The sequence below is a fragment of the Mesorhizobium cantuariense genome, assembly GCF_042647205.1.
GTDB classification, from domain to species: Bacteria; Pseudomonadota; Alphaproteobacteria; order Rhizobiales; family Rhizobiaceae; genus Mesorhizobium; species Mesorhizobium cantuariense.
On the sequence record NZ_JBHRVD010000001.1, the window covers coordinates 7,440,804 to 7,460,989 of the forward strand.

A 20,186-nucleotide genomic window follows, 5' to 3' on the forward strand; every position below is an offset into this window, starting at 1 on the left:
GCGGTTGCGCTGTCGCTGCGGTCACGGTTGACAACGATGCGAGCGAGCGCGCCTCTTGCGCATGCCGGTCGAGAGGCGGACATGCTGCTGTTGGGATGGCTACCGGCTGCGGGGAACGGTTTTCTCGACGTAGCGCGAGAAATCCTCGACGTCCTGGGGTGACGGCTCCTGGCCGGTAAAACTGCGCAGATACGAGGCAACTTGAGCCAGGCGGCTGCTCATCGGCTCGTTGAGTTCCAGCGAGTAATAGCCGATCTGCATGAAATAGAGCACGCGGGCCCGCACGAACGCATCCACCTCGTCATAGCCATGGCTCATGAACATGTCGCGGATGGCGTTGACGCGCTCCTCATCGGCCTCGTCGAGCGCGCGCCTGATCGCAGGCGAGCGGCGGGCCCACGCCCTGATCGCGAAATCCAGCTGCGGATCGAACAGCCTTTCGTCCACCCAGCATTCGAAAATGCTCATCACCCCGCGGATGACGGTGGCGGAAGGCCGCCTGGCGCGTTCGACGATGAACCTCGTATTGGTCTGCCGCCAGTAGTCGAGCAACTGGTCGAGCAGATCCTGCCGGCTCTTGAAATACCAGTAGAAGCTGGAGCGCGACACATCGAGCTTCTGGCCAAGCGTCAGCACGCGGACACGTTCGACACCGTCCGAGATCAACGTTTCAAGCGCAAGCTTCAGCCAGTCTTCACGAGTGGCCTTGATGTTGCCGGTGGCGCCGGCGCGCTGAATCGTCGTTTCGAGAGCTGCCATCGACACGACGCATGACACGCTGCCTCAGGCAAATCAAGGCTATGGACACTAATGTACAGGGCAATTCGACTTGGCCCGAACGATGCCTCACGGATGTTAGCCGGATTGAGGAGCGATATGGCCCTGCCGTCGCCCGCGCCATCGGCTTGATGGCAAGGGGAGGGGACTTTTGTCGCGGCAACCGACTCAGTGTTTGCTTTCCCGCAAGGCAATTGTCTGGCAAATACCAGTTCAGACAGATGCCGCCGCGCGGCCAACCAGCAGGGAAGACAAGGACATGACGCTGTTTCGAAAAAACCTCATCGATGGCGAATGGGTCGGCGAGGCCGGTTCGCGCAACATCAACCCCTCGGATACCGGCGATGTCGTCGGCGACTATGCCTCGGCGGGTGTCGAACAGGCGGGGCAGGCGATCGCGGCGGCCAAGGCGGCGTTTCCGGCATGGTCCCGCTCCGGTCCGCTGGCCCGTCACGCAGTGCTGAAAAAGGCCTCGGACGAGATTCTGGCGCGCAAGGACGAGATCGGCCGCAATCTGGCGCGTGAGGAAGGCAAGACGCTGGCCGAGGGCATCGGCGAGACCATTCGCGCCGCCCAGATATTCGATTTCTTTGCCGGCGAAACGTTGCGTTTGACCGGAGAGGTCGTGCCGAGCGTGCGGCCTGGCGTCGGCGTCGAGATGACGCGCGAGGCGGTCGGCGTGGTCGGCATCATCACGCCGTGGAATTTTCCGATCGCCATTCCGGCCTGGAAGATCGCCCCGGCGCTGACGCACGGCAACACCGTCGTCTTCAAGCCGGCCGAACTTGTTCCCGAAAGCGCCTGGACCATCGTCGACATCCTGCATCGCGCCGGCCTTCCGAAGGGCGTGCTCAATCTCGTCATGGGCAAGGGCTCGGTGGTCGGTCAGGCGATGCTCGACAGTCCCGATGTCAACGCCATCAGCTTTACCGGCTCGGTCGGCACCGGCAAGCGCATTGCCGCGGCAAGCATCGAGCACATGCGCAAGTTCCAGCTTGAAATGGGCGGCAAGAACCCGCTGGTCGTCCTAGACGATGCCGACCTCGCGGTCGCCGTCGATTGCGCGCTCAATGGCGCCTTCTTCTCGACCGGCCAGCGCTGCACCGCGTCGTCCAGGCTTGTCGTGACCGACGGCATCCACGACCGTTTCGTCGACGCCCTCAAGGATCGCATGAGCAAGCTGGTCATCGGCGACGCGCTCGACGCGCAGACCCAGATCGGTCCGGTCGTCGACGCGACGCAGCTGAAGCAGGACGAGGATTACATCACCATCGGCGTCAGGGAGGGCGCTACGCTCGCCTTCGGCGGCGAGCGGCTCGACCGCAAGACGCCGGGCTTCTACTTGCAGCCGGCGCTGCTGACTGAGGCCACCAACGCCATGCGCAGTTCACGCGAGGAGATTTTCGGACCTGTCGCCAGCGTCATTCGCGTCAAGGACTATGACGAGGCGCTTTCAGTCGCCAACGACACGCCCTTCGGCTTGACCTCCGGCATCTGCACCTCGAGCCTCAAGCACGCCACGCACTTCAAGCGCAATTCGGAGGCTGGCATGGTGATGGTCAACCTGCCGACGGCGGGTGTCGACTTCCATGTTCCCTTCGGCGGTCGCAAGGGCTCGAGCTATGGACCGCGCGAGCAGGGCCGCTATGCGGCGGAGTTCTACACCACGGTGAAGACCGCCTATACGTTCGCTGGCTGATCGGCAGTCGGCCGATCGGGGCCGGCCACCCGCCAAGCACATCAAGATTGGAGCGGCGCGAAGCGATGACAGTGCAGAACCTGACCTGGCTCAACTCGCCGCCGCACCATGCCATCGACGGCGATAGCGTTCGCGTGCGCACCGGCAAGGAGACCGATTTTTGGCGCGAGACCTTCTACGGTTTCTGGCGTGACAACGGCCACTTCCTGTACCGGCCGGTCGAGGGCGATTTCACCGCCGAAGTCACGGTCAAGGGCGACTACAAGGTGCTTTACGATCAAGCCGGGCTGATGGTCCGGCTCAGCGAAACGCACTGGATCAAGGCCGGTATCGAATACACCGACGGCCTTTCCTATTTCTCCGTCGTCGTCACCAACGACACGTCCGACTGGTCGCTGGTCGCCATCCCTGCCGACCCGAATGGCATCAGCATCCGCCTGACCCGTCACGCCGACGCGATCCGGGTCCAGTATCTCGATGCTTCAGACGGCCACTGGAAGCCGGTGCGGCTTGCCTATTTCCCGATCTCGAAAACGGTTGATGTCGGCATGATGTGCTGCTCGCCGCAACGCGAGGGGTTCGAGGTCACATTCTCCGGCTTTTCCGTCGGTCCGCCGATATCGCGCGAACTGCACGATTGAGGCGTGCGGTCTTGCGCTGAACCGCGAGCACTTCGACCTTTACGACAGTCACTGTTTGAAGACTTGGCACGCGCGCGTCGGGTTGTCCGACCGCGCCGTGAATGGGGCGCGGCACCTTGCTCTTTCCGATATTGTATGATTGGATCCAATCATACAATATCGATCTTGAAGAGGAACCGAACGATGACGCATTGGCAAGGGGTGTTCCCGGCGGTTACGACCAAGCTGAACCAGGATGGTTCGATCGACATCGAGGCGACGCAGGCGAGCATCGATCGCCTGATCACCAATGGCGTGTCGGGCATCATCGTCCTGCCGATGCTTGGCGAGAATGCATCATTGCAGCTGCAGGAGCGGGAAGCGGTCATCCGGGCCGCGAAGGACGTGGTGGCCGGGCGTGTCCCGCTTCTGTCCGGCCTTGCCGAGATTTCGACGGCCAACGCAACCGCAGCCGCGCGCAAGTACCAGGATTTCGGCGCCGAAGGTCTGATGGTGTTCCCCAGCCTTGGCTACAAGACTGACCCGCGCGAGACGGCTGAGTGGTACAAGGCGATCGCCAACGCCAGCGACCTGCCGATCATGATCTACAACAACCCGATCGCCTATGGCGTCGACGTCACCCCCGCCATCCTGAAGGTGCTGGCGGACTGTCCGACGATCGTTGCCGTCAAGGAAGAGACCGGCGATGTGCGCCGGGTCACCGACATGATCATCGAGCTCGGCGATCGCTTCGATATCTTCTGCGGCGTCGACGACCAGATCGTCGAAAGCATGGCACTCGGCGCCACCGGCTGGGTGTCCGGCATGACCAATGCCTGGCCCAAACAATGCGTCCGCATCTTCAATTTGTGCGCGACCGGCGATTTCGCCGGCGCGCGCGATCTCTACCGGATCATGACGCCGTCCTTTCACCTCGACACGCATGTCAAGCTGGTTCAGTACATCAAGATGGCCGAGCATCTCGTCTATGGCGCGCCGGAGTGGACCCGAGCGCCGCGTTTGCCTCTCGTTGGCGAGGAGCGTGCGCGCGTCACCGCCATTATCGAGGCGGCGATCGAAAAGCTCAGGCAGCAGGACTGAACACGGGACGCCATGGCCACCACCGACAAGCCGCTGCTGCAGCGCCAGACCGTGACGGCAATGGTCGCCGAGTATATCGCTGCCCGGATCATCGGCGGCGATTATCCGGGTGGGCATCAGATCCGCCAGGAGGCCATCGCCGCCGAGCTTGGCGTGAGCCGGATCCCGGTGCGCGAGGCGCTTCTGCAGCTGGAGGCGGACGGCCTGGTCGTCATCAGGACGCATCGCGGGGCTGTCGTGTCGGAGTTGTCCGCCGACGATGCGATCGACCTTTTCGATGCGCGTCTGCTGCTTGAGCCTTTCCTGGTCGAAAAGGCGATCGCGCACGTCTCGGATCAGGACATTGCGGCCATCGAAAAATCGCTGCGCGCCTATGAGGCTGCCATCGCCCGAGGCGATGATCCCAAGGACCTCAGCCGTCTCAACTGGGCGTTCCATACCGCATTGCTCGAACCCTCGATGCGGCCGCGTTCGATGGCTGTCGTCCAGACGCTCTACAACTCCGCCGACCGCTATTTGCGTCTGCAAATCGAGCCCGCCAAGGCACAGGCCAAAGCTCTGCAGGAGCATCGCGAGCTCTTCGAGGCCTATCGCCGAAGGGACATCGCCGAGACCGCGCGCTTGTTGAGAAAACACATCGCCGACGCGGCCGGCGAGATCGTCAGCCAGTTGCGGCGCAATGAGACCGCCGGCTGACGATTGTCCGGCAAATATCGCCGCAGCCCTGTCGCGGCAGGGGCAAAGCGGGCCGGAACGACGTCGCTTTTCCACGTCTGGTGAAGGATCGGTGGGATCATGCGCCGGCCTCGTCCAGTCCAAGCCCGGCGCGGACGGCATCGCGGATCGCCTGCGGGCCGAATCTTGTCCATACGGCTTGATGGGCGCGCACGCGCTGCCGTGCCCGTCGCTTGGCATCCAGGCAAAGTCCGACAGCCATGTCGGCAAGCCCTTCATCGGTATCCGACAGCAGCAGCTCCTCCTTGTCGACCAGATCCAGACCCTCGGCCGCCAGCGGCGTGGCGATCACCGGAACGCCCCAGGCCATCGCCTCCAGAATTTTGATGCGGGTGCCGCCGCCTGCCGCAAGCGGCATGATGCTGAGATGCGCGCTGGACAGGAGCGGCGCCACGCTTTCCGGGTCTTCGACGAGATCCACGCCGGGCAATCCGGCCAGTGCCTGGACGGCGGGCTTCGGCTTGCGTCCAGCGAGAACCAGTGTCGCGGCCGGCAAGGCTTGTCGTATGCGCGGCAATATGGAGCCGGCTAGTCGCTCGACGGCATCGACGTTTGGCGGATAGCCGAGGTGGCCGATAAACAGGATCACCGGAAAGCCATTGCCGGCCCCTGGCTCGACGGGCAGCGTTTCGGGACTGTGCCCGGCGTGGGGAATTCCGTTTGGAACCACATCGATCGGCACCGTGTGCCGGGAAAGCGCCATCAGCCTCTCGCGATCCTGGCTTGAGCAGACCCAGACCCTGTCGGCAAGGGCGAGCGCCTTTCTCTCGAGGCGTCTGATGCCAAGGCTTGGCGTGATCGTTGCCACGGCAGGTCGCTTAGCATCGACGCGCCGCAACTGTCCCGCCAGGTCGGACTCGACATTGTGCATGTCGAGGATGAGCTGTTTCGTAAGCGCTCGCAAAGGCCGCAGCAGCTTGAACAGGCCGATACCCTCGACCAGCACGGTGTCGGGGCGAAAGTCTCGAACCAGTGTCTCCAGCCGCGTCAAGGCGGTGCGCGAAATGCGATGCTCCGCCCTTATGCGCCACCATCCGACCGAGCCGGAGCGGGCCTCACCTTCGATCGACAAGGCCTCGCTGCGGATCGACGGATCGGCTGCTTCCACGGCCCGAGGCCGCACCGACACCAGGCAGACCGGGCCGAATTCCGCTGCCGCTTCAGCGTTGCGATGATTTCTCAGATCCGCGCCGGAGGTTGGCGGATAGGCCGGATCGTGAGTCACGATGAGCGTACGCCTTTCGGCATTCAGTGCCGGGAGGGTCACGTGCGAACTCATGGTGTTCGAAGCGTGCGCCCAGGGCTGTGCGCCCGGAGTTGCACCAAAGACTTTATTCCAGACGGCATTCAAGACGGCCCCGCAGCCATAAAACCAGCTTCGACTTGTTTAGCTGAATGGGGCTTTCGTCAAGCGCCGTATCCTCTTTGAATGTCTGGTGCACCAGCCTGGCGACGGGCCTGCTGGAATGCCTGCCGGTATGACACGGTCACCGCCTGGACCACGCCAGCCAGTGGCCCGCCAGACGCCTCCAAAATGCGGTGAGTCTTGTCTGCCGATAAGCGTCGCCGGCCATCTTGATGCCTTGCGCCTGCGTCGGGAAGGGATGGATGACGTCGGCCAGCGCGTGCAATCCCATACCGCATTTGATGGCCAGCGACACCGCATTGATCATCTCGCCGGCATGGCTGGCGACGACCGTGGCACCCAGGATGCGATCGGACCCTTCCTTGACGTGGATTTTGACAAAACCCTCTTCCTCGCCGTCCATCACCGCACGGGCGACATCGTGCATCAGCACCGTATAGGTCTTGACCGGGATGCCGTTCTGGCGCGCCTCCGCTGGATAGAGGCCGACATGGGCGATCTCCGGATCGGTGTAGGTGCACCACGGAATGACCAGTTCGCTCAGTTTCCTGCGTCCGAGAAACAGGGCATTGCGCACGACCATGCGAGCTGTTGCCTCGGCGGTATGGGTGAATTTGTAGTCGAGACACACATCGCCCGCCGCATAGATGCGCGGATTTGTGGTGCGGAGATAGTCGTCCACCTTGATGCCGTCGGCATCATATGCCACCCCGGCGTTCTCCAGGTCGAGACCGTCGACATTGGGCGAGCGGCCAATCCCGGTGATGATCTCGTCGACGGAAATCGTCGTCGTGATGTCGTCGTGTACAAGGTCGGCGAGCTTCTTTCCGCCTGCTGTCCGCACCGCCACCACCTCGGTGTTGAGGCAAACCTCGATCCCCTCGCGCGCCAGCGCGTCCGAAAGGATCTGGGCGGCGTCGCGTTCCTCGCCGGGCAGGAACATCGGCTCCCGCTGCGCCAGGATGACATTCGCACCCAGCAGGCAGAAGGCCTGCGCCGCCTCGCAACCGAGCGGTCCGCCGCCGATGACCAGAAGCCGCTTCGGGCATTCTGTGAGATCGAACATGGTTTCGTTGCTGAGATAGCCGGCTTCGGCAAGCCCCGGGATCGTCGGCAGCCTCGGGCGTGCGCCTGTGGCGATCAGGGCCTTCCTGAAACGCAGCGTCTTGCCCACCACCGCGACCGCGTCCGGTCCGGAAAATTGTGCTTCACCGAAAAAGACATCGATGCCTTTCGACGCGATGGTCGCGGCGGCATCGGCGCGGCTGATCCGCTGCCGGATTTGACGCATCCGCGTCATTGCCCGCTGAAAGGCGACGTGAAGATGGTCTGGCGTGTCACCGCCGAGATTCTCGGCATCGCGCATGTCTGCATAGAGCCTGGCCGTGCGGATAATCGATTTCGACGGGATGCAGCCGACATTGATACAGGTCCCGCCGATCAGGTTGCGCTCGATGAGCGCGACCTTTGCGCCGAGGCCGGCCGCTTCGTGAGCGGCGGTCAGCCCGGCCGGCCCGGCACCGATGACGACGAGGTTGTAGGGACCGTCCGGCTCCGGGTTCTGCCAATGCGGCGGATGGGCGCTCTTGATCAGCTCGATGTCGTTGCTGTCGACAGGAAAGGCTGTAGCCCTGGTACGGTCACGCGTCATCGCCGCCGTTCCTCGATAGCCATCCACCCGTGAAACCCGCTTTGCCCAGGCCGCGCCGGATGTGCTGGTTGGACCGCATCAGCTCCCAGATCATGCGCGACCGATGGTTTTCGATCATCATCACCACGATGCCCTGATCCAGCCCGTAATGGCCTTGCGACACCCAACCGTTGCGGCCGAATTTTCGCCGGTTCGCCAGGGTGGGGTTGAAGCCGCTCGGCAGCCGGAAATTATCGATCACCTCGGGATAGCGATCCCCGAGATGACGCAACGCTGCCAGGCAGATGTCCGGCGCGAAAGGCAGCGACGCCGGATAGGACCATGGGGCGATCGTTCCGTCATCGGGTCCGAACGGAGCGCCACGCGCGGTATAGCCGGAAAACCGGCGACGCTGCCGCTCGACGCTGGTGCGAAAGCCGCCCGGCCCGTCGCCTGCCGAAAGTCCCCAAAGGTTCTCGTCGTAGCCGTAATAGCCATAGGGGTTGTGCCGCGCATAGTCGCGGTGCAGGTAGGTCGAGCGGCGGCTGTTTTCGAAATAGTCCGAGTCCTTCTCGCGCATGAAAGCGTCGCGGATGCCGGCGAAGTCGATCCAGGCATGCGAGAACTGGTGCATGAACAGCGGACCGCCATAGAGCACGTCGTAGCCGTAGATGTTTTCCCACTGGTAGGTCGCCGTCCAGCCCTCGTAGCTGTTGTCGGAGGTCGGGTTGTCGGGCGAGGCCATTGACAGCACATAGAGGATCGTCGCTTCGTTGTAGCCTTCCCAGCCATAGTGGAGAAAACCGCTCTTCGGCTTCCAGCCCTGCCGCAGGGTCGGGCTTGAACCTTGCGCCCATCGCCAGTCGACGCGCCGGTAGAGAGCTTCGGCCAGCTGGCGGATCTCGGCTTCTTCGCCATTGTCGTCGGAGAAATAGGCGCTCGCCACCAGCATGCCTGATATCAGCAATGCCGTATCCACCATCGACAGTTCGCAGCGCCAGACGCGCAGGCCGGTCCGCATGTCGAGGAAATGGTAGTAAAAACCCTTGTGGCCGGTGACCTCGTCGCTATTGCCTTGCTGGCTGTTCGAGAAGAAACGCAGCGCGGCAAGCGTCAGCTTCACCGCCGCATCGCGCGTCATCCAGCCGCGCTCGACGCCGATCGGATAGCAGGACAGGGCGAAACCGACCACGGCGATGCTGGCCGGCCAATTCGGCCGCGACGTGTCGGCGACCAGCCCGTTTTCCGGGTTCACGTTCTCCAGGAAATAGTCGAAGGCGGCGCGCTGATAGCGGTCCAGAAGCTCGTCGTCGGACAGCGCGGCAGGCTCGGCTCTAAGCAAAGGAAGCAAGCTCCCGCCTGATGGCTGCATCCCATGTCATGGTTCCTGCATCCCTTTCGCGTCCACGTCGATTCGAAGTCTGGAACTATACGCCCGTGCGCTCCCGTTCGTTGCACCGTCACGCGGAATTGAAATGCGTCCTGCCTCAATAGGTGGCGCGGCCGCCGGAAACGTCGAACACGGCGGCCGTAGTGAACGAACACTCCTCCGAGGCGATCCAGCAGATCAGCGCGGCCACCTCGTCGACCTCGCCAAAGCGCGCCATCGGTATCTTGGACAGCATGAAGTCGATGTGCTCCTGGCTCATCTGCTTGAAGATCGCGGTGCGCACGGCCGCCGGTGTGACGCAATTGACCGTCACCTTGGTCTTGGCCAGTTCCTTGCCGAGCGACTTGGTCAGGCCGATAACCGCAGCCTTCGAGGTGCTGTAGGCGGAGGCGTTGGGATTGCCTTCCTTGCCGGCGATCGAGGCGATGTTGACGATGCGGCCATAGTTGCGCTCGAGCATGTGCGGCACGAGCGCCTTGTTGCAGTAGAAGACGCCGTTGATGTTGATGTCGATGACCTTCTGCCAATCCTCTACCGTATAATTCCAGGTCGTCATGTTGGGACCGGTGATCGCCGCACTGGTGACCAGGATATCGACACCGCCAAGCGCTTCGATCGTCCGCGTGGCGGCATTTTCAACCCCTGCCGCATCGGCAACGTCCACCGCCACGCCGTGCAGTCCCGGAATGACGACTTTCGCCTGTTCGATCTGAGCAGGATCGCGATCCCACACCGAAACCCGTCCGCCTTCTTCGACAATTCTCCGAGCCACAGCCAAGCCAATGCCCGATGCGCCGCCGGTGATGACCGCTCCCCGACCGCTGAACCGTCCTGCAAAATTCATCGGCATCCAATTTTCCCCTGTCACCCGAACCCGATGGACCCCGTCACCACCAGGCAAGTTCAAGCCTGCATGCAGGCCGATCGTCTGGGCCAATCCCGTGCCGGGATTACACGGGATTTCCCTCGAGTTGACTGCCGAGCGCTTTCACCATCGCCACCAGCGCCGGTCCGATCTCGGCATGCGCGCGGTCCTCGGTGATGATCTCGCCGATGCCGCCGCAGGTGATGGCAACCAGCGGCGAGCCGTCACGCGGGCGGAACGGCACGCCGACCGCATGGATATAGCTGTGCCAGGCGCCGAACGACGTTACGTAGCCTTGGCGTGCGTACTGGGTGATCGCATCGTCGATCGCCGCCGCGATCATCGCTGCCTTGTCCGGCTCTGCCTCCTGCAGAGCCCGCACAAGGCTGGCGCGCTCCTCGGGTGAAAGGGCCGCCGCATAGGCCAGCCCCATCGATGTCTTCCATATCGGCAGATAGGAGCCCGGATTGAGCCGCAGCGTGACAAGGCTCTCCGACCGGCAATTGGCGAGATACACCATGTTGAGGCTATCGCGCGTGCCGAGCGCCACCGCCGCTCCAGTCAGGTCGGCCAGCGGCTGCATCAGCGGTCGGGCGACGTGGACGACGGCGCTGGAACTGAGCGCCGAATAGCCGAGCGCCACGGTGGCCGGTCCCAAGCTGTAGCGGCCAAGGTCCTTGTCGTACAGGAGGTAGCCGAGCGCGCTCAGCGTATAGGTGATGCGCGAGACCGTGGCTTTGGGCAGGCCGGTGCGGGCAATGATGTCCTGGTTGCCGAGCGAGGCGTCGCTCGGCCGGAAGGCACGCAGGATGCCGAGGCCGCGCACCAGCGACGACGAAAGCTGCCCACCTTCGCCTTCAAGCTCCGTGTCGTCCCTGTTCGCTCGCTTGCGCACGCTGCTGGTCTTTCTGGCGGCGTCGTCCGCCTGTCGGGCCGGTGCCGCCGGCGCTAACGATCAAAAATGAAATTAAATTCCATCTATATTGACAGGCGCTTTCCCCGACTGTCAATATGCTCCCATCGATGGCATCTCCCAGCGCCTTGTGCCATCTTACGAAGCCCCTCCTTGTGAAGGTAGCCACGTGTCTCGCTATATTTTGCGCCGGCTTATCGCAATGCCGTTTCTGGTGCTCGGCATCGTCACCATCGCCTTCCTGATCACCACGGTGACCAAGGGCGATCCGCTGACGGCGATCGTCGCCGAACAGCAGATGAGCAACCCGGAAGTCGTCGCCGCCGCCAAGGCGCGCTGGGGTCTCGATCGTCCGTTGCCGGAACGCTATATGATATATCTTGGCAATCTGCTGAGCGGCGACCTCGGCACGTCATTCATCACCAAGCGCAATGTCGGCACCGACATTCTCTACCGCTTGCCGGCAACGCTCGAACTGGTTTTCGCAGCGATGATCTTCGGCACTACGCTCGGCATCGTGCTTGGAGTGCTGGCCGCCTATTTCCGCAACAGCCTGATCGACCATGGCGCGCGGCTGTTCGCTTTGTTCGGCTCGTCGCTGCCGGTGTTCTGGTCGGGGCTCGGCCTTCTCTTCATTTTCTCGGTCATGCTGAACTGGCTGCCGGGGCCGGGCAGGGTTGATGCCCGCCTGGCACTGCCACCCGGCATCACCGGCTTCCTGACCATCGATTCGCTGCTGGCTGGCGACTGGACCGTCTTCAAGGACGCACTCTGGCACCTGCTGCTGCCGGCCTTCGTCCTCGGCTGGACGGTTTCGGGCACCATATCGCGGCTGGTGCGCGCCAACATGCTGGATGTGATGAGCCGCGAATTCGTGCTCACCGCCCGCGCCAAGGGGGCTAGCGAATTGCGCGTCGTCATCGTCCACGCGCTGCGCAACACCATGGTGCCGACCTTGACCGTCATCGGCTATTCCTTCGCCTATCTGATCACCGGCGCGGTGCTGACCGAGACCATCTTTTCCTGGCCGGGCATGGGCTCCTACGCCGTCGAGGCGGCGCGCGCACTCGACTTCCCGGCAATCATCGGCGTCACCATCGTCGGCGGCCTCGCGTTCCTGGTCACCAACCTCATCACCGACATACTCTATGTGGTGGCCAATCCGCGCGTGAGATTGAGCTGATGTCGGCGGTCGCAACCAAATCCCGTTCCGCCGCCGTTCCCGAATGGCTGACCGCGCCTTTGGTGATCGGCACGGTCGTCATCCTGTTCTGGCTGTTCATGACCGTATTCGCCAACCTGGTCGTGCAGTTCGATCCGCTCGAAATGGTGGCGCGCCGGCTGCAGCCGCCGAGCTGGGCGCATTGGCTGGGCACCGATGCGCTCGGCCGCGATGTGCTGGCCCGCACCTTGCACGGGGCGGCGCATTCGCTGCCGATCGCGGTTCTGGTCGTCGTCTCGGCCGTCGTCATCGGCTCGCTGCTAGGTGCCATCTCCGGCTTCGTCGGCGGCCTGACCGGCGCGGCGATCATGCGGCTTGTCGACGTGACCTTGTCGTTCCCGCCGATGCTGCTCGCCATGGCCGTCGCGGCGTCGCTTGGGCCGGGTCTCGGCAATGCGGCCATCGCCATGGTGCTCGTCTGGTGGCCGGTCTATGCCCGTCTGATGCGGGCGCAGGTGCTGGAGGTCAAGGAGCGCGAGCATGTCGAGGCGGCAATCGCCGCCGGCGCCAGGCCGCGCCGCGTCCTGTTCACGCATATCTTGCCGCTCTGCTGGACCCCGGTGCTGATCAGCGCGACCATGGATTTGGGCCAGGTCGTGCTGCTCGCCGCGTCGCTCAGCTTCATCGGTCTCGGCGCCACGCCGCCGACGCCCGAATGGGGTTCGATGATCTCCGATGGCGCCGTCCATTTCTACCAATGGTGGATCGCCTTCGGTCCCGGCGTCGCCATCCTCACCATCGTGCTCGGCTTCAACTTCATAGGCGACGGCTTGCGCGACATTCTCGATCCAAGGTCGGACTAGGCGATGAGCGCACAGATATCTTCAGCGCAGTCCGGCGCAGTCGACAAGGCAGGCGGGCAGGAGCCGCTGCTGTCCATACGCGGCCTGCGGGTGGGGTTTCGGCGGGCGGGCAATCAGTTCGAAGCGGTGCGCGGCATCGACCTCGATGTCGCCAAGGGCGAAGTGGTCGGTATTGTCGGCGAGTCCGGCTCGGGCAAATCCGTCGGCATGCTTGCCGCGCTCGGCCTCACCTCAAAGAACGCGGTGGTCACCGGCTCGGTCCGCTTCAACGGCGACGAACTGGTCGGCAAATCGTCACGCGAGATGCGCAAGATCAGGGGCGCGCGCATCGCCATGATTTTTCAAGACCCGCTGTCCTCGTTGAACCCGGTGATGACCGTCGGCGCCCAGATCGCCGAAGCGGTCAGGCTGCATCAGCGCGTGACGCGCAAACAGGCGATGGCGCGCGCGGTGGAACTGCTCCATCTGGTGGCGATCCCGCAGCCGGAGCGCCGCGTCAACCAGTATCCGCACGAATTCTCCGGCGGCATGCGCCAGCGCGCCGTCATCGCCATGGCCGTCGCGAACGATCCCGATTTGCTGATCGCCGACGAGCCGACCACGGCGCTCGACGTGACGGTGCAGGCGCAGATATTGGCCGTGCTGCGCTCGTTGCAGGAACGGCTCGGCCTTGGCCTGGTGCTGATCACCCATGATCTCGGCGTCGTCGCCGGTCATGCCGACCGCGTCGCGGTCGTCTATTCCGGCCGTGTCGTCGAACATGCTGGCGTGTCCGAGCTGTTCGCCGACCCGCGCCATCCCTATACGCGCGGCCTCATCGCCTCGATCCCCAATCTCGAGGAAAGCCGCGAGCGGCTGTTCTCGATCGACGGCTCGCCGCCCGCACTTGGGCGCTTGCCGGGCGGCTGCGCCTTCCATCCGCGCTGCATCTATGCCGAGGCACGCTGCCGGACCGAAGACCCGCCGCTGCACGACATCGGTGGCAGGTTCTCGGCTTGCCATTTCGCGACGACCTTGCCGCCCTTCCACGGCGCCTCGCTGGCGGCGGCAAGCCTGGACAGTGGAAGCGTGGCCCCATGAGCGCAGCGGAGAAAATTCAAGTCGAAACCAAGCCGGCGGCAGCGCTTTCGGTACGACATCTGGTCAAGGATTTTCCGGTTCGCGGCGGCCTCGTCTTCGACCGTGCCGTTGCCCATGTGCGGGCGGTCGCCGATGTCTCGTTCGACGTAGCCCCTGGTGAAACGCTGGGCCTGGTCGGCGAATCCGGTTGCGGCAAGTCGACCCTCGGGCGCTGCCTGATGCGGCTGATCGAGCCGACCAGCGGTGAAAGCTGGTTCCGTGGCCAGAACCTGCTCGCCCTCAATCACGAAGACATGCGCCTGATGCGGCGCTACATCCAGCTCGTCTTCCAGGATCCCTACGGGTCGCTGCATCCGCGCATGCGCATTGCCGACAACATCGCCGAGCCGCTGCGCATGAGCGACATGTCGGCGGCCGACCGCCGCGCGCGGGTTGCCGAACTGCTCGAACTCGTCCGGCTCAATCACGATCACGGCAAGCGCTATCCGCACGAACTGTCCGGCGGCCAGCGCCAGCGTGTCGTCATCGCCCGGGCGCTCGCGCTGAACCCACAAGTGGTGATCCTCGACGAACCGGTGTCGGCTCTCGACGTTTCGGTGCAGGCCGGCGTGCTCAATTTGCTCAAGGATATCCAGCAGTCCTTCGGCACCTCTTATCTATTCATCGCCCATGACCTCTCGGTCGTGCGCCATATCTCGCATCAGGTGGCGGTGATGTATCTCGGCAAGATCGTCGAGATCGCGCCGGCGGCCGAACTCTACTCCAGGGCGCTGCACCCCTACACCCAGGCGCTGCTGTCGGCGGTGCCGCTCGCCAATCCCGAGAAGGAGCGCAAGCGCCAGCGCATCGTGCTGACCGGCGATGTGCCGAGCCCGCTCAATCCACCCTCCGGCTGCCGCTTCCGCACGCGCTGCTTCAAGGCGCAGGCGATCTGCGCCTCCGTCGAACCGCCGCTCGATCCGGCTGGTGATTCGCATCGCGTCGCCTGTCATTTTCCCGAGCCCGTCAACACCTTCAAGGCTGTCTGACAACCTGCGAGACAACAGCCGAATTACCCGCGAAGGATTCTGATTTGACGGAAGACCACCCCAAGAATGCCGGTACGGAAGGCCGCGCGCGCCTGCCGCTCGAAGGCATCAAGGTTCTCGATCTCTCGCGTGTGCTGGCCGGTCCGTGGGCGACGATGAGCCTTGCCGATCTCGGCGCCGAAGTCTGGAAGATCGAGAACATCGATGGCGGCGATGATACCAGGGCGTGGTCGGTGCCGAGCTACAAGGGTGTCTCGACCTACTATCTCTGCGCCAATCGCGGCAAGCAGAGCATCGCACTCGACATGAAGAGCCCAGAAGGGCTGGCCATCGTGCGCGAACTGGCGGCGAAGGCCGACATCGTCGTTGAGAATTTCCGCTCCGGCACCGCCGAGCGCCTCGGCGTCGGTTTCAAGGAACTCAGTGCGTCGAATCCGCGCCTGATCTACTGTTCGATCTCCGGTTACGGCCAGACCGGCCCCGATGCCGGACGGCCCGGCTATGATTTCGTCATGCAGGCCGAAAGCGGCCTGATGGCCATCACCGGCGAGAGCGATGGCGAGCCGATGCGCGTCGGCGTCGCCATCACCGACATCGTCTGCGGCATGGTCGCGACGCAGTCGATCCTGGCAGCGCTTTTCGAGCGCGCGACGACGGGCAAGGGACAGTTCCTCGACCTGTCACTTATCGACTGCGCGCTCAGCCTGTTGATCAATGTCGGCAGCGGTTATCTCAATACCGGCCGCGAGGTAGCCCGCTACGGCAATGCGCATCCGACGGTTGTTCCCTATCAGATCTTCGAAGCCTCAGACGGCGGCTTCGCGTTGGCCGTCGGCAATGACCGACAGTTCGCGGCGCTGTGCGAAAAGGTCGTTGATCTGCCGCATCTGGCCGAGGACGCGCGCTTCATCAAGGCGGGCGCGCGTGCCACCAACCGCGAGGCGCTGATCCCGCAGCTCGCCGCCGCCTTCAAGGCCAAGCCGCGTGATCATTGGATGTCGGCCTGTGCCGAGGCCAGCGTGCCGGCCGGCACGGTAAAATCGATACCGGAAGTTTTCGATAGCCCCAATGTGCGCGAGCGCGGCCTTGTCCAGACCTTGCCGCATCCGCATCTCGGTTCCGTCGCCATGGTGCGCCCGGCGCAGGGACTTGCCGCGCAGCTGACCGCCGACTTCATCGCGCCGCCGATGCTCGGCCAGGACACGCAAGCCGTGCTGGCCGACGTGCTCGGTTACAGCGCCGAGACCATCGACCAGCTGATTGGCACCGGCGCCATCGGCGTCTATACGCCCTCGGCCGAGCCCGTTCCCGCCTGATTTTCCACGGAGCCCGACATGTATAAAAACGTGCTGCTGCACATCGACGGCGCATGGCGCCCGGCCCGAGACGGCCGCACCATGGCGATCGTCAATCCGGCGACCGAGGCCGAGCTCGGCTCGCTCGCCCATGCCGGTATCGACGATCTCGACGAGGCGCTGGCTGCTGCTGCCAAAGGGTTCGAGGCCTGGCGGCGCGTTTCGCCCTTCGACCGCTCCAAGCTGATGCGCAAGGCCGCCAATATCCTGCGTGAGCGCAACGAGCACATCGCCACGCTGATGACGCTGGAACAGGGCAAGCCGATCGCCGAATCGCGCATGGAGGCCTTTGCCGCCGCCGACATCATCGACTGGTTCGCCGAGGAGGCGCGCCGCAGCTACGGCCGCATCGTGCCGGCGCGTCTTGAGGGTGTCAGCCAGTCGGTGGTCAAGGAACCTGTTGGCCCTGTGGCCGCCTTCACGCCATGGAACTTTCCGCTCAACCAGGCAGTCCGGAAACTGTCGGCCGCACTTGCCGCCGGCTGCTCGATCATCATCAAGGGACCGGAGGAAACACCGGCCTCGCCCGCCGAACTGGTGCGCGCCTTTGTCGATGCCGGGCTGCCCGCTGGGGCCTTGAACCTCGTCTATGGCACGCCGTCGGAAATCTCGGCCTATCTCATTCCGCATCCGGTGATCCGCAAGATCTCCTTCACCGGCTCGACGCCGGTCGGCAAACAACTGGCGTCGCTTGCCGGGCTGCACATGAAGCGGGCGACGATGGAGCTTGGCGGCCATGCACCGGTGATCGTCCTGCCCGACGCCGATCTCGACCGCGCCGCACGCTCGATGGTCGCATCCAAATTCCGCAATGCCGGGCAGATCTGCGTCGCGCCGACGCGCTTCCTCGTCGACCATGCGGTCTATGACGATTTCGTTGGCCGGTTCGCGGAGGCGACACGCCAGATCAAGGTCGGTGACGGGCTTGCCGAAGGCACCACAATGGGACCGCTCGCCAACCCGCGCCGCGTCCAGGCGATGGAGGAACTGGTCCACGACGCCGTGCAGAAAGGCGCCGAACTCGTCACCGGCGGCAAGCGCATCGGCAATTCAGGCTATTTCTTCGAGCCGACCATCCTGTCAGGTGTCGGGACCGATGCCCGTGCCATGAACGAGGAGCCGTTCGGCCCGCTGGCGCTGATGACCCCGGTCAATGGACTGGATGAAGCGCTGGCCGAAGCCAACCGGCTGAACTACGGGCTTGCCGCCTATGGCTTCACCCGCTCGGCGGCGAGCGCGGCAAAGATGTCGTCCGGCATCGCCAGCGGCATGGTGTCGATCAACCATTATGGCCTGGCGCTGCCGGAGGTGCCGTTCGGCGGCATCAACGATTCCGGCAATGGCACCGAGGGCGGCGCCGATGCGCTGGAGAGCTATCTCAACAGCAAGTTCGTGTCGCACCTGCAGGTCGACTGAGTCGACCGCTGTCGTTTGCGGTGCATATCGTTGTCCCAAAACCGCTGCGCACTTTCGGGTGACATGCACTATTTCTGCTGGCCGTAATTCTTGTAGCGCCCGCGTATGGCGGCGAGCTCGCTGCCCTCGATCAGCACCGGCGTGCCGGCGCTGCGCGCCAAGAGATACTGCCGCGCCAGGGTTTCGAGCTTGATGGTGCGGGTGAGCGCCATGTCGAGATCCCCGCCGAAGGCGATCATGCCATGATTGGCGAGCAGGCATGCCGTGCGGTCCTTGAGCGCCACGACGGCAACCCTGGCCAGTTCGCTTGACGCGAACAACGCATAGTCCGAGCAGCGCACATCATCGCCGCCGAAACCGGCGACCATGTAGTGGAACAGCGGCAGCGGTTCGCGCAGGCACGATAGCGCCACGCAGTGGTCGGGATGGGCATGCACGACGGCACCGGCCTCGGGAAAAGCCTTGTAGATCTCGGCGTGCATCTCCCATTCGCTCGACGGCCGGAATGCACCCTCCCAGGATCCGTCGAATTGCATTGGCACCATCTGCTCCGGCCGCAGCGCGCTTGTGGCTATGCCCGTCGGCGTGATCAGCATACCGTTTTCGGTGCGCACGCTGATGTTGCCGGTGGTGCCGACATTCATCCCGCTGGCGTCCAGCGTCTGCGTCGCGGTGATCAAACTGGCGCGTCCAGTCTCGGTATCCATCACGATGCTTTCCCTGTGGTTGGCCGAATGGCAGGCTTTGCCGGTGGCCATGTGTCGATCGCCGGCGCGACAGTGGTCGCTCGTGTCATGTCTTGCAGGACGTCGGCGAAAATGTCAGGGCCGCCGAGCTTGCCCGATTTCAGCATCAGCGCCAGCGGATCGGAGGGCTGGCCGGGGAGGTGGGCGACGGCGCGCGACAGGCCGGGGCCTTCATAGGCGCCCATGGCGATGCGGTCGATGCCGAGCGCCTTGACCACCGAGCCGGCAGTCTCGCCGCCGGCGACGACGAGCCGCCGCACACCGAGATCGCGCACGAGGATTTGTGCAATCCCGGCCAGAATTTCTTCCGCCTTTGCCGCCACTGCGTCGCGGCCATGCGCCTGCTGCAGCGCCTCGACCGTCGCTTGCGGAGCCGTGGTGGCGATAGCGATCATTGCACCGGGCAAATGCAGTTCGGCAAAGGCACGCGCCTGCGCAACAACATCGGCGCCGGCGAAGGCGCTGGCAAGATCGATCGTCAGCAACGGATTTTTTTGCGCAAAACGGTCGAGCTGTTCGATGGTGCGGTCGGCGACGCTGCCGGCCAGCACTGCCGCTGGCCCTTCGATGGCCGGCAGGCTGGCCGCAGCGAGGTCGCCTGAATTTACCAGCCCATGCGCCAGCCAGGCCGGCGGCAGATGCGCCGCAACCGAGGAATTGCCGGTCATCAGCGGCAGGTCGAAGGCGGCTTCCGCGATCGCCGCCAGGTCGCGCTCGCGGATCGTGTCGGTGACCAGCAGCGTCTCGCCGCGCGCGCTGTGCTCTCCTATGGCGTTGCGGATGGCCACGGCGCCGGCATCGACGACGAGATAGGGCACCAGCCCGACCTTGCCCTTGCTCTGCGCCTGCAACACGCGAACCAGATTGGAATCGGTCATCGGCGTCAGCGGATCGAAGCGCTTGGGCGATTCACCCAGCAACTGGACGCCGCCGAACATATGCCCTTGATAGACCGTGCGGCCGGTTTCGCAGAGCGCCGGGGTGAACAGCGCGACGCCACCGCCAAGCCGCTTGAGCAGCGCCTCGGCGCAAGGGCCGATATTGCCGGCGGGCGTCGAATCGAAGGTGGCGCAGTATTTGAAGAAGATCTGCCGCGCGCCCGCTTCGATCAGCCGGTCAGCCGCTTCGAGCACCTGGCGCACCGCATCGCTGGCCGCGATGACACGGGTCTTGAGCAGGATCACATGGGCAAGATTGCCTGATGGGATCGGCGCGTCCAGCCCGACCGTGCATCTCGTGGGAATGCCGCGCGCGACCAGCATCGACGCCAGCTCGGTGCCGCCGGTCAGATCGTCGGCAATGGCGCCGAACAGCAGGGAAGGCGTCGACGCGGTCATCCGGCCCGTCTCATGTCTGCCCGTTTCAGGGATGCTTGTCTCATGTCGGTGGTCAGGCCATTCGTGGTATCATATACACAGCCCACGCGACGCAGGCGACGCC

Annotated in this window: 18 protein-coding genes; 10 read left to right on the forward strand and 8 right to left on the reverse strand. The window is 64.1% G+C overall.

All coding sequences use genetic code 11. From position 1 onward, the window contains the following. Positions 1-99 precede the first annotated feature (99 nt). The gene (locus ACFOJ9_RS36345; RefSeq protein ID WP_378986612.1) at positions 100-759 is read right to left on the reverse strand and encodes a TetR/AcrR family transcriptional regulator; all 660 of its coding nucleotides are present in this window, start codon (positions 757-759) and stop codon (positions 100-102) included. 277 nt (positions 760-1,036) lie between these two features. Between ACFOJ9_RS36345 and ACFOJ9_RS36350 the strand changes: the two genes are divergently transcribed. From ACFOJ9_RS36350 to ACFOJ9_RS36365, 4 genes are all read left to right on the forward strand, one after another. Beyond that, a complete protein-coding gene (locus ACFOJ9_RS36350) occupies positions 1,037-2,476 on the forward strand; it encodes an aldehyde dehydrogenase family protein (protein ID WP_378986614.1) in 1,440 nt (479 codons plus the stop codon). Between the two features lie 65 nt (positions 2,477-2,541). Continuing rightward, positions 2,542-3,117: a DUF1349 domain-containing protein gene (locus tag ACFOJ9_RS36355; RefSeq protein ID WP_378986616.1), complete on the forward strand. Its 576-nt coding sequence runs from the start codon at positions 2,542-2,544 to the stop codon at positions 3,115-3,117. 183 nt (positions 3,118-3,300) lie between these two features. Continuing rightward, positions 3,301-4,197: a dihydrodipicolinate synthase family protein gene (locus ACFOJ9_RS36360; protein ID WP_378986618.1), complete on the forward strand. Its 897-nt coding sequence runs from the start codon at positions 3,301-3,303 to the stop codon at positions 4,195-4,197. 12 nt (positions 4,198-4,209) lie between these two features. After that, entirely contained in the window at positions 4,210-4,893 is a 684-nt protein-coding gene (locus ACFOJ9_RS36365; protein WP_378986620.1) for a GntR family transcriptional regulator, read from the forward strand. Positions 4,894-4,990: 97 nt separating this feature from the next. Here ACFOJ9_RS36365 and ACFOJ9_RS36370 read toward each other — a convergent pair whose 3' ends face one another. From ACFOJ9_RS36370 to ACFOJ9_RS36390, 5 genes are all read right to left on the reverse strand, one after another. Then, entirely contained in the window at positions 4,991-6,199 is a 1,209-nt protein-coding gene (locus tag ACFOJ9_RS36370; protein WP_378986622.1) for a glycosyltransferase family 4 protein, read from the reverse strand. Between the two features lie 220 nt (positions 6,200-6,419). Continuing rightward, entirely contained in the window at positions 6,420-7,949 is a 1,530-nt protein-coding gene (locus ACFOJ9_RS36375) for a mercuric reductase (protein WP_378986624.1), read from the reverse strand. Further along, a complete protein-coding gene (locus tag ACFOJ9_RS36380; protein ID WP_378986626.1) occupies positions 7,939-9,270 on the reverse strand; it encodes a glucoamylase family protein in 1,332 nt (443 codons plus the stop codon). Before ACFOJ9_RS36380 ends, ACFOJ9_RS36375 begins: the two co-directional genes overlap by 11 nt. A 145-nt stretch (positions 9,271-9,415) precedes the next feature. Then, positions 9,416-10,168 (reverse strand): SDR family NAD(P)-dependent oxidoreductase, encoded by a 753-nt coding sequence (locus tag ACFOJ9_RS36385; protein ID WP_378986628.1) that lies wholly within the window; start codon positions 10,166-10,168, stop codon positions 9,416-9,418. A gap of 100 nt (positions 10,169-10,268) precedes the next feature. Next, positions 10,269-11,078 (reverse strand): IclR family transcriptional regulator, encoded by an 810-nt coding sequence (locus ACFOJ9_RS36390; RefSeq protein WP_378986630.1) that lies wholly within the window; start codon positions 11,076-11,078, stop codon positions 10,269-10,271. A gap of 187 nt (positions 11,079-11,265) precedes the next feature. Here ACFOJ9_RS36390 and ACFOJ9_RS36395 point away from each other — a divergent pair, with 187 nt between their 5' ends. The 6 genes from ACFOJ9_RS36395 to ACFOJ9_RS36420 are packed head-to-tail and all read left to right on the forward strand — an operon-like array spanning position 11,266 to position 18,000. Next, entirely contained in the window at positions 11,266-12,279 is a 1,014-nt protein-coding gene (locus ACFOJ9_RS36395) for an ABC transporter permease (protein WP_378986632.1), read from the forward strand. Beyond that, a complete protein-coding gene (locus ACFOJ9_RS36400; RefSeq protein WP_127380423.1) occupies positions 12,279-13,121 on the forward strand; it encodes an ABC transporter permease in 843 nt (280 codons plus the stop codon). Before ACFOJ9_RS36395 ends, ACFOJ9_RS36400 begins: the two co-directional genes overlap by 1 nt. 3 nt (positions 13,122-13,124) lie before the next feature. Then, positions 13,125-14,201, forward strand: a complete 1,077-nt coding sequence (locus ACFOJ9_RS36405) for an ABC transporter ATP-binding protein (protein ID WP_378986634.1) — start codon at positions 13,125-13,127, stop codon at positions 14,199-14,201. Continuing rightward, positions 14,198-15,229 carry an ABC transporter ATP-binding protein gene (locus tag ACFOJ9_RS36410; protein ID WP_378986636.1) on the forward strand — a complete coding sequence of 344 codons (1,032 nt, stop codon included), beginning with the start codon at positions 14,198-14,200 and terminating at the stop codon, positions 15,227-15,229. Before ACFOJ9_RS36405 ends, ACFOJ9_RS36410 begins: the two co-directional genes overlap by 4 nt. A gap of 44 nt (positions 15,230-15,273) precedes the next feature. After that, positions 15,274-16,545 carry a CaiB/BaiF CoA transferase family protein gene (locus ACFOJ9_RS36415; protein WP_378986638.1) on the forward strand — a complete coding sequence of 424 codons (1,272 nt, stop codon included), beginning with the start codon at positions 15,274-15,276 and terminating at the stop codon, positions 16,543-16,545. Between the two features lie 18 nt (positions 16,546-16,563). Next, a complete protein-coding gene (locus ACFOJ9_RS36420; RefSeq protein ID WP_378986640.1) occupies positions 16,564-18,000 on the forward strand; it encodes an NAD-dependent succinate-semialdehyde dehydrogenase in 1,437 nt (478 codons plus the stop codon). A gap of 68 nt (positions 18,001-18,068) precedes the next feature. On the opposite strand, the gene ACFOJ9_RS36425 is transcribed toward ACFOJ9_RS36420, so the two are convergent. Continuing rightward, on the reverse strand, positions 18,069-18,707 hold the full coding sequence (locus ACFOJ9_RS36425) for a class II aldolase/adducin family protein (protein ID WP_378986642.1): 639 nt from the start codon (positions 18,705-18,707) through the stop codon (positions 18,069-18,071). Continuing rightward, positions 18,707-20,083: a 3-oxo-tetronate kinase gene (gene otnK, locus ACFOJ9_RS36430; protein WP_378986644.1), complete on the reverse strand. Its 1,377-nt coding sequence runs from the start codon at positions 20,081-20,083 to the stop codon at positions 18,707-18,709. The genes ACFOJ9_RS36425 and otnK overlap by 1 nt, the downstream gene beginning before the upstream one ends. Between the last annotated feature and the right edge of the window lie 103 nt (positions 20,084-20,186).

Bases quoted from the DNA above. Each gene is read 5' to 3' on its own strand.
- otnK (WP_378986644.1), bottom strand. From the start codon at position 20,083: ATGACCGCGTCGACGCCTTCCCTGCTGTTCGGCGCCATTGCCGACGAT.
- ACFOJ9_RS36410 (WP_378986636.1), top strand. From the start codon at position 14,198: ATGAGCGCAGCGGAGAAAATTCAAGTCGAAACCAAGCCGGCGGCAGCG.
- ACFOJ9_RS36425 (WP_378986642.1), bottom strand. From the start codon at position 18,707: ATGGATACCGAGACTGGACGCGCCAGTTTGATCACCGCGACGCAGACG.
- ACFOJ9_RS36375 (WP_378986624.1), bottom strand. From the start codon at position 7,949: ATGACGCGTGACCGTACCAGGGCTACAGCCTTTCCTGTCGACAGCAAC.
- ACFOJ9_RS36355 (WP_378986616.1), top strand. From the start codon at position 2,542: ATGACAGTGCAGAACCTGACCTGGCTCAACTCGCCGCCGCACCATGCC.
- ACFOJ9_RS36400 (WP_127380423.1), top strand. From the start codon at position 12,279: ATGTCGGCGGTCGCAACCAAATCCCGTTCCGCCGCCGTTCCCGAATGG.
- ACFOJ9_RS36345 (WP_378986612.1), bottom strand. From the start codon at position 759: ATGGCAGCTCTCGAAACGACGATTCAGCGCGCCGGCGCCACCGGCAAC.
- ACFOJ9_RS36405 (WP_378986634.1), top strand. From the start codon at position 13,125: ATGAGCGCACAGATATCTTCAGCGCAGTCCGGCGCAGTCGACAAGGCA.
- ACFOJ9_RS36385 (WP_378986628.1), bottom strand. From the start codon at position 10,168: ATGCCGATGAATTTTGCAGGACGGTTCAGCGGTCGGGGAGCGGTCATC.
- ACFOJ9_RS36360 (WP_378986618.1), top strand. From the start codon at position 3,301: ATGACGCATTGGCAAGGGGTGTTCCCGGCGGTTACGACCAAGCTGAAC.
- ACFOJ9_RS36365 (WP_378986620.1), top strand. From the start codon at position 4,210: ATGGCCACCACCGACAAGCCGCTGCTGCAGCGCCAGACCGTGACGGCA.
- ACFOJ9_RS36350 (WP_378986614.1), top strand. From the start codon at position 1,037: ATGACGCTGTTTCGAAAAAACCTCATCGATGGCGAATGGGTCGGCGAG.
- ACFOJ9_RS36420 (WP_378986640.1), top strand. From the start codon at position 16,564: ATGTATAAAAACGTGCTGCTGCACATCGACGGCGCATGGCGCCCGGCC.